This is a genomic window from Cellulomonas sp. NPDC057328 (genome assembly GCF_042667215.1).
In the GTDB taxonomy this organism is placed as follows: Bacteria; Actinomycetota; Actinomycetes; order Actinomycetales; family Cellulomonadaceae; genus Cellulomonas.
In genome coordinates this window covers 1-12823 of sequence record NZ_JBHUZW010000115.1, presented here as the reverse complement: position 1 = coordinate 12823, position 12823 = coordinate 1, and the positions used below count along the sequence as shown (strand labels likewise).

Below are 12823 nucleotides of genomic sequence, written 5' to 3'. Positions count from 1 at the left end.
GCCGTGGAGGGGGCCGGGGCCTCGGGTGTCAGCGGGTGCTGCGCGTCAGAGCGGCGCGAGCCCCGTGCCGCCGTCGCCGCGGCTGGCCGCCGGCGGGGCGGCCGGGACGTCGGTGCCGGAGCCCGGCGTGCCCACGGGGGCGCCGACGCCGACCGGCTCCTTGTCCCGCTCGCTGCGCGGGACGCCCCGGAACAGGAACTCCCCGAGCAGGCCCTCGCCCTCCGCGTCCACGATCACCAGCTCGCCGGCCTTGAGGTCGCCGAACAGGATCTTCTCGGACAGGACGTCCTCGATCTCCCGCTGGATCGCGCGACGCAGCGGACGCGCACCGAGGACCGGGTCGTAGCCCTTCTCCGACAGCAGGCGCTTGGCCGCGTCGGTGAGCTGGATGCCCATGTCCTTGTCGCGCAGGCGCTTGTCGAGCTTCGCGATCATCAGGTCGACGATCTGGAAGATCTCCGGCTGCGAGAGCTGCGGGAAGACGACCACGTCGTCGACGCGGTTGAGGAACTCCGGACGGAAGTGCGTCTTGAGCTCGTCGTTGACCTTGGCCTTCATGCGCTCGTACGACGTCGACAGGTCGCCGCCGGCCTGGAAGCCGGTCTGGACGCCCTTGGCGATGTCCCGCGTGCCGAGGTTCGTGGTCATGATGATGACGGTGTTCTTGAAGTCGACCACCCGGCCCTGCGAGTCGGTCAGGCGACCGTCCTCGAGGATCTGCAGCAGCGAGTTGAAGATGTCCGCGTGGGCCTTCTCGACCTCGTCGAAGAGGACGACCGAGAACGGCTTGCGGCGCACCTTCTCCGTGAGCTGACCGCCCTCGTCGTACCCGACGTACCCGGGGGGCGAGCCGAACAGGCGCGAGACGGTGTGCTTCTCGGAGAACTCCGACATGTCGAGCTGGATCAGCGCGTCCTCGTCCCCGAAGAGGAACTCGGCGAGCGCCTTGGCGAGCTCGGTCTTACCGACACCCGTGGGGCCGGCGAAGATGAACGAGCCACCGGGACGCTTCGGGTCCTTGAGGCCCGCACGCGTGCGGCGGATGGCCTGCGACAGCGCCTTGATCGCGGCGTCCTGGCCGACGACCCGCTTGTGCAGGTTCTCCTCCATGTGCAGGAGCCGGCTCGACTCCTCCTCGGTGAGCTTGAACACCGGGATGCCCGTGGCGTTCGCCAGCACCTCGGCGATGAGCTCCTCGTCGACCTCGGCGACGGCGTCCAGGTCGCCGTTCTTCCAGGCCTTCTCCTTCTCGGCGCGCTTGAGCCCGAGCTGCTTCTCCTCGTCGCGCAGGCGCGCGGCCTTCTCGAAGTCCTGCTCGTCGATCGCCGACTCCTTGTCGCGGCGCGTCTCGGCGATCTGCTCGTCGAGCTCGCGCAGCTCCGGCGGAGCCGTCATGCGGCGGATGCGCAGGCGGGCGCCCGCCTCGTCGACCAGGTCGATCGCCTTGTCCGGCAGGTACCGGTCGTTGACGTACCGGTCGGCCAGCGTCGCGGCCGCGACCAGCGCGGAGTCCGTGATGGAGACGCGGTGGTGCGCCTCGTAGCGGTCGCGCAGGCCCTTGAGGATCTCGATCGCGTGCTGCAGGTTCGGCTCGGAGACCTGGATCGGCTGGAAGCGGCGCTCCAGGGCCGGGTCCTTCTCGACGTACTTGCGGTACTCGTCGAGCGTCGTGGCGCCGATGGTCTGCAGCTCGCCGCGGGCCAGCATGGGCTTGAGGATCGACGCGGCGTCGATCGCGCCCTCGGCGGCACCCGCACCGACGAGCGTGTGGATCTCGTCGATGAACAGGATGATGTCGCCGCGCGTGCGGATCTCCTTGAGCACCTTCTTCAGGCGCTCCTCGAAGTCACCGCGGTAGCGGGAGCCGGCGACCAGCGCGCCGAGGTCCAGCGTGTAGAGCTGCTTGTCGCGCAGCGTCTCCGGCACGTCGCCGCGGACGATGTCCTGCGCGAGCCCCTCGACGACCGCCGTCTTGCCGACGCCGGGCTCGCCGATGAGCACGGGGTTGTTCTTGGTGCGGCGGGACAGCACCTGCATGACCCGCTCGATCTCCTTCTCGCGCCCGATGACCGGGTCGAGCTTGCCGTCGCGCGCGGCCTGCGTGAGGTTGCGCCCGAACTGGTCGAGCACGGCCGAGCCGGACGGCTGGCCCTCGGCCGGGCCGCCCGAGGCGACCGGCTCCTTGCCCTGGTAGCCGGAGACGAGCTGGATGACCTGCTGGCGCACGCGGTTGAGGTCGGCGCCCAGCTTGTTGAGGACCTGGGCGGCGACGCCCTCGCCCTCGCGGATGAGCCCGAGCAGGATGTGCTCGGTCCCGATGTAGTTGTGGCCGAGCTGCAGCGCCTCGCGCAGCGACAGCTCCAGGACCTTCTTCGCCCGCGGGGTGAAGGGAATGTGGCCCGACGGCGCCTGCTGGCCCTCGCCGATGATCTCCTGGACCTGCGCGCGGACCGCCTCGAGCGAGATGCCGAGCGACTCCAGGGCCTTGGCCGCGACGCCCTCACCCTCGTGGATGAGACCCAGGAGGATGTGCTCGGTGCCGATGTAGTTGTGGTTGAGCATCCGCGCCTCTTCCTGGGCGAGGACGACCACGCGGCGGGCTCGGTCGGTGAATCTCTCGAACATGTGCACTCCTCACGAGCGGCGTGCCCCGTCAGGACCGTGCGGCAGGGGTGCGCGCGGTGCCGGCGAAGGCGGCGTGTTTCGATGCTAACGGCGGGGTACCTCCCGGGAGTCCCGTGTTCGCCGCAGGCGGATACGGGGGCGGCGGACCGGCGACGTACTGTCGTGCGCATGCCGCGCTCCATCGCCACCACCACGACCGTCGACCTGACCGCGCTCCTCGACTTCGTGCGTCCGCGCCACCACATGCTGCTCGTGACGGCCCGCGCCGACGGCCGCCCGCAGGTCTCGCCCGTCAGCGGCGGCGTCGACCAGGACGGCCGCATCGTCATCTCCACGTACCCGGACCGCGCGAAGACGCGCAACGCCGAGCGCGACGCCCGCGTCTCGGTGTGCGTGCTGTCGGACGAGTGGGACGGCGCGTGGGTGCAGGTCGACGGCACCGCCGAGGTGCTGCACATGCCCGAGGCCGAGGACGCCCTCGTCGACTACTTCCGCTGCATCGCCGGCGAGCACCCCGACTGGGACGAGTACCGCGCCGCGATGCGCCTGCAGGGCAAGAGCCTGCTGCGCATCACGCCGGAGCGCTGGAGCCCGATCGCGACCGGCGGCTTCCCCGCCGACGTCGCGGCCCGCCTGGACGCGGGCGCCTGACCCGCCCCACCCCCGCCACCCGGCCGAACCAGAGGCCGTCGAACGGGGTCTGGTGTGCGGTTCCGACGACGGAGGCGCACACCAGACCCCGTTCGCGGTGAGACACGCGGGAGTGGAGCGCGGGAAGGCGGGCGCGCGAAGGTGGCGCGCCCCGGAGGGTCAGGGGGTGGGCGTCGCGGTCTCGCGGTCGCGGCGGGCGTGGCCGATGAGCGCGACGACGAGCGCGAGGACGCCCGCGACGATCATGCCGACGCCCACGCCCGCCTCGCCGATCTTCAGGAGCAGGGCGCCCGCGGCGGCGCCGGCGAGGATGAGCACCACGGCGAGCAGGCGGCGGGCCCAGCTGTCCCCGAGGCCGCCCGCGAGGCGCGAGTCGGCGGCCAGCCCGGTGATGGTCGACGTGACGACGACGGTCGTGACGTCCTTGACGGCGAGCCGGCGCGCGGCGGCCGCCTGCAGGCCCATCGCGACCGCGAGCAGCGTCGTGACGACGAGGCCCCAGACGGTGCCCTCCTCGGGGTGCGCGGCGATCGCGGCGACCCCCAGCCCCACCGCCATGACGCCGGTCGCGCCGAACGTCGTCGTCGAGCGGTGCGTCCAGCCCTGCGCCGCGCGCCGCAGCACCCGCCCGCCGATCGCCGCGCCGAGCATGAAGCCCGCGAGCGCCACGAGCGGCCCGGCGACGGGCAGGTCGTCGGCACCGGCGAGCGCCATGCCGAGGATGACGACGTTGCCCGTCATGTTGGCGGTGAAGACGCGGTCGAGGCCGAGGTAGCCGACGGCGTCGATGATGCCCGTGGTGAAGGTCAGGGCGAGCATGAGCACGAGGTGCAGGCGGGGCGTCGTCACGGGCGCCATCGTCCCCGCCCGGCCCGGTGCGCGGTAGGACGCGCGCGTGCGGCGTGCGTCACGCGGCCGGTGCCCTCACCAGCCGCGCAGCACCGGCTCGGACCCGGGGTACGCGGCGAACGACGCGCGCTCCTCGGCGGTGAACGCCCGCGGCGTGTGGGTCGCCCGGTCGAGCTGCACCATCCGCGAGCGCGCCCGCAGCGCGACGCCGGCACCGGGTCCGTCGCCGTCGAGCACCTCGTACGCGAAGTCGACCGACGACCGCCCCAGCCGCGGCACCCACACCTCGACGACGACCGGCGCCAGCCGGAACCGGATCGGCGCGACGTAGTCGATCTCGTGCTTGACGACGACCAGCAGCGACGCCGTCATCGCCCCGGCCTCGTCGACGCCCATCCGCGGGAACAGCGTGAAGCGCGCGTCGTCGAGGTACCGCAGGAAGGCGGCGTTGTTGACGTGCCCGAACAGGTCGACGTCGGACCAGCGCACCTGCATGACGACGCGTCCGCGGACGTCCTGCCCCGTCGCACCGGCCGCCGGTGCCGTCCCCTCGCTCACCCGCACACCGTACTCACCGGTACGCAGGCCGGTGGGTCAGCCGGCGGGCGGCTCGGCGACGAAGCGCAGCTCCGCGTCGCCGCGCGGCTCGACGCGCACCTCCTGCTCGGTCGGGCGGTTCTCCGCCGGGTCGAACGCCCAGCCCGTCAGGTCGACCGACACGTCGTACACCGCCGGGAAGAGCAGCTGCTCCCCGTCCGGCCCGCAGCGGCCGTCGCGGCACAGCGCCGGGTCGTCGTCGGCGCGCACCCCGGTGACCGCGAACGGGACGGGCGCCGCCCGCTGCCCCGTGACGGCGAGCGTCCCCGCGAGGCCGCGGGTCAGGACCCAGTCGTCGTCCGCCTCGTCCCAGTCGTAGGCGAGCGTCTCGCGGTAGGTGTCGCCGGCCAGCGTGAACGTGACGTCGACCGTGGCGTCCCCGGGGAACACCGTGACGTCGGCGACCCGCGCGTCCGCGATGCGCGCCACCGCCCCGGCCAGCACGTCGTCCCGCAGCAGCGCCGTGCTGCCGACGGCCAGCGACGTGTCGTCCGGGCCGCTCAGCGCGAGCGCCCCCGTCGCGTCGCCCGTCGCGAGCGCGTCGAGGTACTGCTCCGCGTGGGGTGCCGGCGACGGGTGCGGGTCGCCGGTCGTCCGCATCAGCACCACGCCGGCCACCACCACGCCGGCGGCCGCGAGCAGGACGACGACCACGAGGGCGAGGACGAGCGCGCGCGTGCCGCGGGCCGCGCCGGGACGCACGAGCCGCGCGCTCACGGGCGCCCCTCGCACCCGGCGCGCCGCAGCGGCCTCCGCACCGTCCCCGTCACTGCACCGTCGCGAACTTGTCGCGGTTCGCCCACGTCCGCGTGAAGCCGGTCCGCGCCGTGTCGAGCAGGTTGCCCTGCACCTGCGTCGTCGTGACGACGAGGGCGATGATGCCGCCCACCGCGCCCACGGCGCCGATGATCGCGGTGACGATCGAGACCACGGCGAGCGGGATCGTGATGACGCCGGCCGCCTCCAGCACCGCGAGCACGAGGCTGCCGACCGCGACGAGCGCGCCCGTGATCGCGATGCCGAGCTCGACGTAGAACTGCTCGATCGCGTCGGCCATGCCGCGCAGCACGGTCCGCAGGCTCGTGATGAGCTGCGGCAGCCGGTTGAGCTCGTCGACCTGGGCGCCGCGCACGTCGCGGTAGACCTCGGACGGCGGCAGGTCGACCCACGACGACAGCGCGGGCAGCGCGGCGCCGTCGATGTCGAGCGAGAGCTGGGCGACCGGCGCGTTCACCGTGGTCTCCAGCGCGGCGGCGGCCGCACGCAGCGCCTCCGGCCCGCCGATCCAGTCGACGAGCTCGTCGAGGGCCGCGATCGACTCCAGGACCTGGTCGCACACCTCCTGCACGACCTCGATGACCTGCTCCGCGATCTCGTCCGCCACGCGGTCCTTGAACGGGAACGGCGGGAACGTGTCCAGGTAGACGTTCACGAGCTGGCGGATGACCGGGTCGCACCCGGCCCGCAGCGTGCGCACCGTCTGTGCGGCGTCCGCCAGCCGTCCGTGCTCGAAGGCCTTGATCGCCTCGACGTACCCCATCAGAGCCCCTCCAGCTCGGCCTGGATCTCCGCCAGCTCGGCGGTGCTGCCCTCCTCGGCCTCGACGTAGTCCGCGGCGGTGCCGAGCAGCGTGCGGGCGATGCCCTCCATCACCTCGGCCCCCTCCCCGAGGAACCCGGTGACCTGCCCGAGGAACGTCTCGAACGCCACGCGGACGTCCTGCGCGCCGGGGATCAGCGACCAGTCCTGCGTGGTCACCGGCGCGTACGCCGCCGTCGCCGCCTCGCCGTAGCCGCGCAGGCGGTCCGACCACGGGTCCCAGTGGTCCGTGGCGTCGGCCCGCAGGTCGTCGGCGTCCCACTCCACACCGGTCTCAGACACGGTCGTCCTCCGGGAGGTCGGTGGCGGGTGCGTCGGCTGCGGGTCCCTCGGGTACGGGTGCCGGCGCCGTGGCACGGGCGGCGGCCGCGTGCGCGGCGACGACCAGCTCGGCGACGACGGTCAGCGAGGTGCGCTCGAGGAGGTCGGGGCGCAGGCGGACGCGACCGGGCCGGCCGAGCAGCGCGTCGACGCGGACGGCGCCGTCCTGCTCCTCGTGCACGACCGGCGTCGGGAGCCCGCCGTCGCGCACGGCGGCGAGGACCGCCCCCGCCAGTGCCGGGGAGAGCAGCGCGGGCGGACCGGCGGCCGCCGCGATCGCCAGGTTGACGGCGTCCTCGACCTGCTGCGGCGTCGCGTCCGCCGCGGCGGGCGCGAACGTCAGGCTCGTCAGGACACCGGCCTCGTCGACCGTGGCCGTGGCCAGGTCGGTGCGCGCCTCCGGCAGCAGCGTGCGGATGTTCTGCTCGACCTCGCGCGCCCTGTCCTGCAGCGCGCGGCCGCGGGCGGCGAGCGCCTCGAGGCGCTGCAGCATCGGCTCGGCCTGCTCCGCGGCGCCCCCCGCGGCGCTCACGCGGCGCCCCAGCGGCCGGCCACGGTGCGGCGCGCCTGCGTGTAGCGCGCCGACACGCTCGCCGACCGGCGGGCCGCGCCGTCGAGCACGGCGTTCAGCGCCGCGAGGTCGCTCCGCCACTGCGCCTGCGCCCGGGAGTATGCCTCGCGGGCCTCGCCCGACCAGCGGCCCTCGAGCCGCCGCACCTCGGCGTCCAGCCGTTCGAGCTCCGCCTCGATGCCGGCCGCGGCGTCGCGCAGGGCGTCGACGGTGCGCAGCAGCTGTCCCGGGTGCACCCGGTACCGCGTCATGGGCTCCTCCTCGTCGGGGGTCGCGGGGCAGCGTAACGAGCGGCGCCGTCGCGCGGCCAGGCGCACGGCGGGCTCCACTCATCCGGACGAGCCGGGCAGATGCGGCGTCGTGCCCGGACCGGCGTCGTGAGACGGTGCGGGGATGCCGACCGCCGCGCCCGACGTCCGGGTCGTCCACCGCGGTGCGGTGCCCGCCGACGTCGCCGGCGTGCTGCTGACCCCCGGCGCGAGCGCGACGCGCGACCACGCGACGCTCGTCGCGCTCGACGCGGCGCTGTCGCCGCACGTGGCCGTCCGCCGCGTCGACCTGCCGCGCGGCGCCGCGGCGGTGGCCCGCGTGCGCGACGAGGCGGAGGCGTTCGCCGCGGAGCTCGGCGTGGGCACCGACCGGCTGGTCGTGGGCGGGCGCTCGTTCGGCGGGCGCATGGCGTCCGTCGCGGTCGCGGAGGGGCTGCCCGCGGCCGGGCTGCTGCTCCTGTCGTACCCGCTGCACCCGCCCGGGCAGCCGGACCGCCTGCGCACAGCGCACCTGCCGGACGTCCGCGTGCCGGTGCTCGCGGTGTCGGGCGAGCGCGACCCCTTCGGCACGCCGGACGAGCTGACGGCCCACCTGGCCGGCCTCGGCGGCCCGTGGACGCTCGCCCTCGTGCCCGGCGCCCACGCCCCGCGCGACACGGCGGTCGTCGCCGCGGTCCGCCTCTGGTGGCCGGCCGCCGGGTAACCTCGCGGCCCGTGCCTCCCCGCGACACGCTCAGCTCCCGCGACCTCCACCGCGCCGTGGCGCTCACGGAGCGCATCGACCGGGTCTTCGACCAGCGCGTCGTCGGGCAGGTGGGGCTGCGCCGCTCCCTCGTCACGGCGCTGATGTGCGGCGGGCACATCCTGCTCGAGTCGGTCCCGGGGCTGGCGAAGACGACGGCCGCGCAGACGCTCGCGCACGCGGTCTCGGGCTCGTTCCACCGCATCCAGTGCACGCCGGACCTCATGCCGTCGGACATCGTCGGCACGCAGGTCTTCAACTACGGGACGTCGACGTTCACGACGCAGCTCGGCCCGGTGCACGCCAACGTCGTGCTGCTCGACGAGATCAACCGGTCCAGCGCGAAGACGCAGTCGGCGATGCTCGAGGCGATGCAGGAGAAGCAGACGACGATCGCGGGCGAGGTGCACCCGGTCCCGACGCCGTTCATGGTGCTGGCCACGCAGAATCCCATCGAGGAGGAGGGCACGCACGTCCTCCCCGAGGCGCAGATGGACCGGTTCCTCATGAAGGAGGTCCTCGACTACCCGGACCCCGCGGAGGAGGTCGAGATCCTCGACCGCATCTCCGACGGCCGCATGACGCGGCCGCTCGACGCGGAGCGCCTCTCCCTCGACGAGGTCCGCTGGCTGCAGGCGCGCGTCGACGAGGTGTACGTCGACGCGTCGGTGCGCCGGTACGTCGTCGACCTCGTCGCGACCACGCGCGGCCGCGGGCCCGTGCCGGTGCCCGGGCACGACCGCCTGGTCCGCATGGGCGCGAGCCCGCGCGGGTCGATCGCCCTCATGCGCGTCGCGCAGGCCGTCGCGCTGCGGGACGGGCGCGGGCACGTCACGCCCGACGACGTGCGCGCGCTGCGGCACGCCGTGCTGCGCCACCGCGTGGTGCGCACGTTCGACGCGCTCGCCGACGACGTGACCCCGGAGTCGATCGTCGACGCCGTGTTCGACGCGGTCCCGGTGCCCTGACGGCGGCCTGACGGCGACCCGACCGATGCCCCACCGCTCCCGCCTCGCGCTCGTGCGCGCGCGCCTCGACCTGCCCACGGTGCGCCGCGCCACCGGGCTGCTCGAGGGACGCCACCGCGCGGTGTGGAAGGGCCACGGCGACGAGGTCGACGACCTGCACCTCTACACGCCCGGGGACGACGTGGGCGACATCGACTGGCGCGCGTCGGCACGGTCGGCGCAGCCCGTGGTCAAGCGGTACGTCGCGACGTCCAACCTGTCCGTGGTGCTCGTCGTCGACACCGGCCGGCACATGGGCGCGACGTCGGCGGGCGGCGAGCGCAAGGACGCGGTCGCGCAGCTCGTCGCGGACGTGGTCGCGCACCTGTCCCACCGGCGCGGGGACCGCGTGGGCCTGGTCGCGGGCGACACGGCCCGCGTCGTCGAGCTGCCCGCGCGCGCCGGCTCGACGCACCTCGAGGTGCTGCTGCGCCGCCTCGAGCGCACGTTCGACCCGGCGGCCGGCGACGGCGACCTCGCGCGGCTGCTCGACCGCGTGCTGCGGCGCACCGCGCGCCGCTCGCTCGTCGTCGTCGTGACGGACGAGGCGCGGCCGACCGAGGACGACGCGCGGGCGCTGGCCCGCGTGCGCACGCGGCACGAGGTGATGGTCGTGCAGGTCGCGGACGCGGACCTGTTCGGCGCGGGGCTCGGCGCCGCGCCGGGCACCCTCGCCGGTGCCTCGGACGCGCGCCGGCGCGGGCGGCCGGTCGCCGCGCCCGGCGGGGCGAGCGCCGTGCGCGACATCGTCACCGGCTGGACGCTGCCGGCGTTCCTGCGCGGGCGCCGGCGCGTGCAGGAGGCCGTCGCGACGGCCCGCGCCGAGCGGCACGCCGCCGTGCGGTCGCGGCTCGCGCGCGTCGGCGTCGAGGCCGTGACGGTCGAGTCGACGCACGACGTGCTCGACGAGGTCGCGGCACTGCTGGGGAGGGCGCGACGTGCCCGCCGGTGAGCTCGTCGAGCCGATGGCGTACCACGCGTGGTGGCCGCTCGTCGGGGTGGCGCTGGTCGCCGCGGTGGTCGGCTGGTTCTGGTGGGTGGTGCGCTCGACGCGCGGCCCGGCCGCGGCCGCGCCCGCGACGCCCGCCCCCGCCCGCGTGCCCTCGGCCGCCCAGGGGCGCCGCGACCCGTACGCGGCGGCCCGGCAGGTCGCGCTCGACCGCCTGACGGCCGTCGAGGGACGCCACCGCGCGGGTGAGCTCGACGAGCGCGGCGTGCACCTCGAGCTCGCGTTCGTCGTGCGGGAGTTCGCCGCGGCGCGCACGGGCGTGCGCACGGCGTCGCTCACGGCCGGGCTCGCGCGCGGGGACCGCCGCGTCCGCCGGCTCGCGCGCCTGCTCGAGCGGTACTCGAACCCGTCCTTCGCGGCGCGCAGCCGCGCCTCGGTGCGCACGTCGCTCGAGGAGGCCCGGAAGGTGGTCCGGGAGTGGTGAGCGCGGTCGGCACGGCGACGACGCTCACCACCCCGTGGGCCGTGCCGGTGCTCGTGGCGCTCGCCGTCGCGGCGCTCGCCGCCGGCCTGCTGTGGCGCCGCGCCGGCGCGGCGACCACCTGGGTGGCCAACACGGCCGGGCTGCGCCACGTGCGCGCCCTGCGGTCGTGGCGCGTGCGCTACCACGCGCTGCGCGTCGGGCTCGTGCTCGCGGTCGGCACGGCCTCCCTCGCGGCCGCCGTGCTGGTCGCGCGGCCGGTCGTCGTCGAGGAGCGTGCGCGCGAGCTCGCGAACCGCGACATCGTGCTGTGCCTCGACGTGTCCGGCTCGATGCTCGACTACGACGCGGCCGTCGTCGCGACCTTCGAGCGGCTCGTCGAGGAGTTCGAGGGCGAGCGCGTCGCGCTGTCGCTGTTCAACTCGACCTCACGCACCGTCTTCCCGCTGACCGACGACTACGACCTCGTGCGCGCGCAGCTGCGCGTCGCGCGGGACGTCTTCGAGGGCGACGCGGGGCCGGACGTCGAGGACCTGTTCCGGGGCACCGACGGCCTCACGGGGCAGGCGTCGCTCATCGGCGACGGCCTCGCGACGTGCGCGCTGCTGTTCGACCAGTTCGACGTCGAGCGCTCGCGCTCGGTGGTGCTCGCGACCGACAACGAGCTGTGGGGCACGCCCCTGTACTCGCTCGAGGACGCCACGGCGCTCGCGACCGGCCGCGGCGCCGTCGTGCACGGCCTCTACCCGGACCGCGAGGAGTGGCGCGACGCCGACGGCCTGCGCGCCCGCATGCGCCTGGCGGTCGAGGCGACGGGCGGCGTGTTCGCGGAGGCCTCCGACACGGGTGCCGTGCCCGCGATCCTCGCGCAGGTGCAGGCAGCCGACCTCGTCGCGATGGACGCCGACCCCGAGCGGCTCGTCGTCGACGACGCCGACCCGTGGGTCGTCCTGCTCTACGTCGCCGGCCTGGTGGCCGTCGTCCTGGCCTGGCGGGTGCGCGCATGACGTGGCGGACGGTGGTCCCGGTGGGCGTCGTGCTGGCCACGGCGCTGCCGCTGCTCGTGCTGTGCGTCGGGCAGGCGGTGGGGCTGCGCCTCGCGCGCGCCGGCGGCCGTCCGCGCCTCGTCCGCGACGGCGCGCTGCGTGCCGGCCCGCTGACGTGGTGGCGGCGCGCGCTGCTCGTGCTGGCCGTGGCGGTCGTCGGCCTCACGCCCGCGGTCGTGACGACGCAGCCCGGCGGTGCGCGCACGGGCGTGCAGGCGTGGTTCGTCGTCGACCGCACGGGCTCGATGGCCGCCGAGGACTGGGGGCCCGGCGGGCCGACCGTGCGCGGGCCCGGCCTGCCGCCCGAGCCGTCCGTGCGCCGCCTCGACGGCGTGCGGCACGACGTCGTCTCGCTCGCCGGCGACCTGTCCGGCGCGTCGTTCGCCGTGATCGGCTTCGCCGGCGACGCGGGCACGCAGCTGCCCCTCACGGACGACGTCGACGCCCTGCGCGCGTGGGCGCAGACCGTGACGCAGGAGGTGACGGCGTCCTCGGCGGGCACGCTGCGGGACCGCCCGCTCGCGGTGCTGCGGCGCTCGCTCGAGGACGCCGCCGCGCGCGATCCCGGCATGGTGCGGCTCGTCTTCTACCTGTCCGACGGCGAGCAGACCGGCACCGGGGACGCGGCGTCGTTCGCCGAGGTCGCGCCGCTCGTCGACGGCGGCGCGGTGCTCGGGTACGGGACGACGGAGGGCGGGCGCATGCGCTCCTACGACGGCACCGTGGACGCCGACCCGCCGTACATCGCCGACCCCGCGGGCGGCGACGCGGTGTCCCGCCTCGACGAGGACGGGCTGCGCACGGTCGCCGAGCAGCTCGGCGTGCCGTACGTGCACCGCACCGGGCCGACGCCGACCGGTGCGCTCGTCGCCGACGTCGACGCCGCGACGATCGCCGCCGACGGGCGCACCGACGTGCTCGGCACGCGCGACGTCGTGTGGCCGTTCGCTCTCCTCGCGGCGCTGCTGCTCGCCGCGGAGGCGTGGACGTGGGCGCGCGCGTCGAGCCGCCGGAGGTCCGCGTGAGCCGCCCCGCGCCGCGCCGCGACCGCATGACCCGCGCCGGACGCCGCCAGGCCAGCGCCGACGCCCTGGCCGACGCGCAGCGCCCACGCCC

General features: G+C 75.4%; 15 protein-coding genes. 7 read left to right on the top strand and 8 right to left on the bottom strand.

Annotated features, from left to right (window positions below; genetic code table 11):
* Positions 1-45: 45 nt before the first annotated feature.
* A complete protein-coding gene (locus ACFUMH_RS16090; RefSeq protein WP_378207807.1) occupies positions 46-2625 on the bottom strand; it encodes an ATP-dependent Clp protease ATP-binding subunit in 2580 nt (859 codons plus the stop codon).
* A gap of 168 nt (positions 2626-2793) precedes the next feature.
* Here ACFUMH_RS16090 and ACFUMH_RS16085 point away from each other — a divergent pair, with 168 nt between their 5' ends.
* Positions 2794-3276: a PPOX class F420-dependent oxidoreductase gene (locus ACFUMH_RS16085; RefSeq protein ID WP_378207804.1), complete on the top strand. Its 483-nt coding sequence runs from the start codon at positions 2794-2796 to the stop codon at positions 3274-3276.
* Positions 3277-3435: 159 nt separating this feature from the next.
* On the opposite strand, the gene ACFUMH_RS16080 is transcribed toward ACFUMH_RS16085, so the two are convergent.
* The 7 genes from ACFUMH_RS16080 to ACFUMH_RS16050 all read right to left on the bottom strand — a co-directional run bounded on the left by ACFUMH_RS16080 (position 3436) and on the right by ACFUMH_RS16050 (position 7464).
* Entirely contained in the window at positions 3436-4134 is a 699-nt protein-coding gene (locus tag ACFUMH_RS16080) for a YoaK family protein (RefSeq protein ID WP_378207801.1), read from the bottom strand.
* Between the two features lie 66 nt (positions 4135-4200).
* A complete protein-coding gene (locus ACFUMH_RS16075) occupies positions 4201-4683 on the bottom strand; it encodes an acyl-CoA thioesterase (protein ID WP_378207798.1) in 483 nt (160 codons plus the stop codon).
* Positions 4684-4719: 36 nt separating this feature from the next.
* On the bottom strand, positions 4720-5439 hold the full coding sequence (locus ACFUMH_RS16070; RefSeq protein ID WP_378207795.1) for a hypothetical protein: 720 nt from the start codon (positions 5437-5439) through the stop codon (positions 4720-4722).
* Positions 5440-5488: 49 nt separating this feature from the next.
* Positions 5489-6262, bottom strand: a complete 774-nt coding sequence (locus ACFUMH_RS16065) for a hypothetical protein (protein WP_378207792.1) — start codon at positions 6260-6262, stop codon at positions 5489-5491.
* Positions 6262-6603 carry a hypothetical protein gene (locus ACFUMH_RS16060; protein ID WP_378207789.1) on the bottom strand — a complete coding sequence of 114 codons (342 nt, stop codon included), beginning with the start codon at positions 6601-6603 and terminating at the stop codon, positions 6262-6264. The genes ACFUMH_RS16065 and ACFUMH_RS16060 overlap by 1 nt, the downstream gene beginning before the upstream one ends.
* Positions 6596-7174 carry a hypothetical protein gene (locus ACFUMH_RS16055; RefSeq protein ID WP_378207786.1) on the bottom strand — a complete coding sequence of 193 codons (579 nt, stop codon included), beginning with the start codon at positions 7172-7174 and terminating at the stop codon, positions 6596-6598. Before ACFUMH_RS16055 ends, ACFUMH_RS16060 begins: the two co-directional genes overlap by 8 nt.
* Positions 7171-7464: a WXG100 family type VII secretion target gene (locus ACFUMH_RS16050; RefSeq protein WP_378207783.1), complete on the bottom strand. Its 294-nt coding sequence runs from the start codon at positions 7462-7464 to the stop codon at positions 7171-7173. Before ACFUMH_RS16050 ends, ACFUMH_RS16055 begins: the two co-directional genes overlap by 4 nt.
* A gap of 142 nt (positions 7465-7606) precedes the next feature.
* On the opposite strand from ACFUMH_RS16050, the gene ACFUMH_RS16045 reads away from it, so the two are divergent.
* The 6 genes from ACFUMH_RS16045 to ACFUMH_RS16020 are packed head-to-tail and all read left to right on the top strand — an operon-like array spanning position 7607 to position 12732.
* Positions 7607-8185, top strand: coding sequence for an alpha/beta family hydrolase (locus ACFUMH_RS16045; protein ID WP_378207780.1), 579 nt, complete (start codon positions 7607-7609; stop codon positions 8183-8185).
* Between the two features lie 11 nt (positions 8186-8196).
* Complete coding sequence (locus ACFUMH_RS16040; protein WP_378207777.1) at positions 8197-9192, top strand: AAA family ATPase; 996 nt, start codon at positions 8197-8199, stop codon at positions 9190-9192.
* Between the two features lie 25 nt (positions 9193-9217).
* Entirely contained in the window at positions 9218-10183 is a 966-nt protein-coding gene (locus tag ACFUMH_RS16035) for a DUF58 domain-containing protein (protein ID WP_378207774.1), read from the top strand.
* Positions 10170-10664 carry a hypothetical protein gene (locus tag ACFUMH_RS16030; RefSeq protein ID WP_378207771.1) on the top strand — a complete coding sequence of 165 codons (495 nt, stop codon included), beginning with the start codon at positions 10170-10172 and terminating at the stop codon, positions 10662-10664. The genes ACFUMH_RS16035 and ACFUMH_RS16030 overlap by 14 nt, the downstream gene beginning before the upstream one ends.
* Positions 10661-11668 (top strand): VWA domain-containing protein, encoded by a 1008-nt coding sequence (locus ACFUMH_RS16025; RefSeq protein WP_378207768.1) that lies wholly within the window; start codon positions 10661-10663, stop codon positions 11666-11668. Before ACFUMH_RS16030 ends, ACFUMH_RS16025 begins: the two co-directional genes overlap by 4 nt.
* The gene (locus ACFUMH_RS16020; protein ID WP_378207765.1) at positions 11665-12732 is read left to right on the top strand and encodes a hypothetical protein; all 1068 of its coding nucleotides are present in this window, start codon (positions 11665-11667) and stop codon (positions 12730-12732) included. Before ACFUMH_RS16025 ends, ACFUMH_RS16020 begins: the two co-directional genes overlap by 4 nt.
* Positions 12733-12823: the final 91 nt, after the last annotated feature.

Coding starts and splice junctions, on each gene's coding strand:
- ACFUMH_RS16085 (WP_378207804.1), top strand. CDS start 2,794: ATGCCGCGCTCCATCGCCACCACCACGACCGTCGACCTGACCGCGCTC.
- ACFUMH_RS16065 (WP_378207792.1), bottom strand. CDS start 6,262: ATGGGGTACGTCGAGGCGATCAAGGCCTTCGAGCACGGACGGCTGGCG.
- ACFUMH_RS16020 (WP_378207765.1), top strand. CDS start 11,665: ATGACGTGGCGGACGGTGGTCCCGGTGGGCGTCGTGCTGGCCACGGCG.
- ACFUMH_RS16080 (WP_378207801.1), bottom strand. CDS start 4,134: ATGGCGCCCGTGACGACGCCCCGCCTGCACCTCGTGCTCATGCTCGCC.
- ACFUMH_RS16045 (WP_378207780.1), top strand. CDS start 7,607: ATGCCGACCGCCGCGCCCGACGTCCGGGTCGTCCACCGCGGTGCGGTG.
- ACFUMH_RS16090 (WP_378207807.1), bottom strand. CDS start 2,625: ATGTTCGAGAGATTCACCGACCGAGCCCGCCGCGTGGTCGTCCTCGCC.
- ACFUMH_RS16050 (WP_378207783.1), bottom strand. CDS start 7,464: ATGACGCGGTACCGGGTGCACCCGGGACAGCTGCTGCGCACCGTCGAC.
- ACFUMH_RS16035 (WP_378207774.1), top strand. CDS start 9,218: ATGCCCCACCGCTCCCGCCTCGCGCTCGTGCGCGCGCGCCTCGACCTG.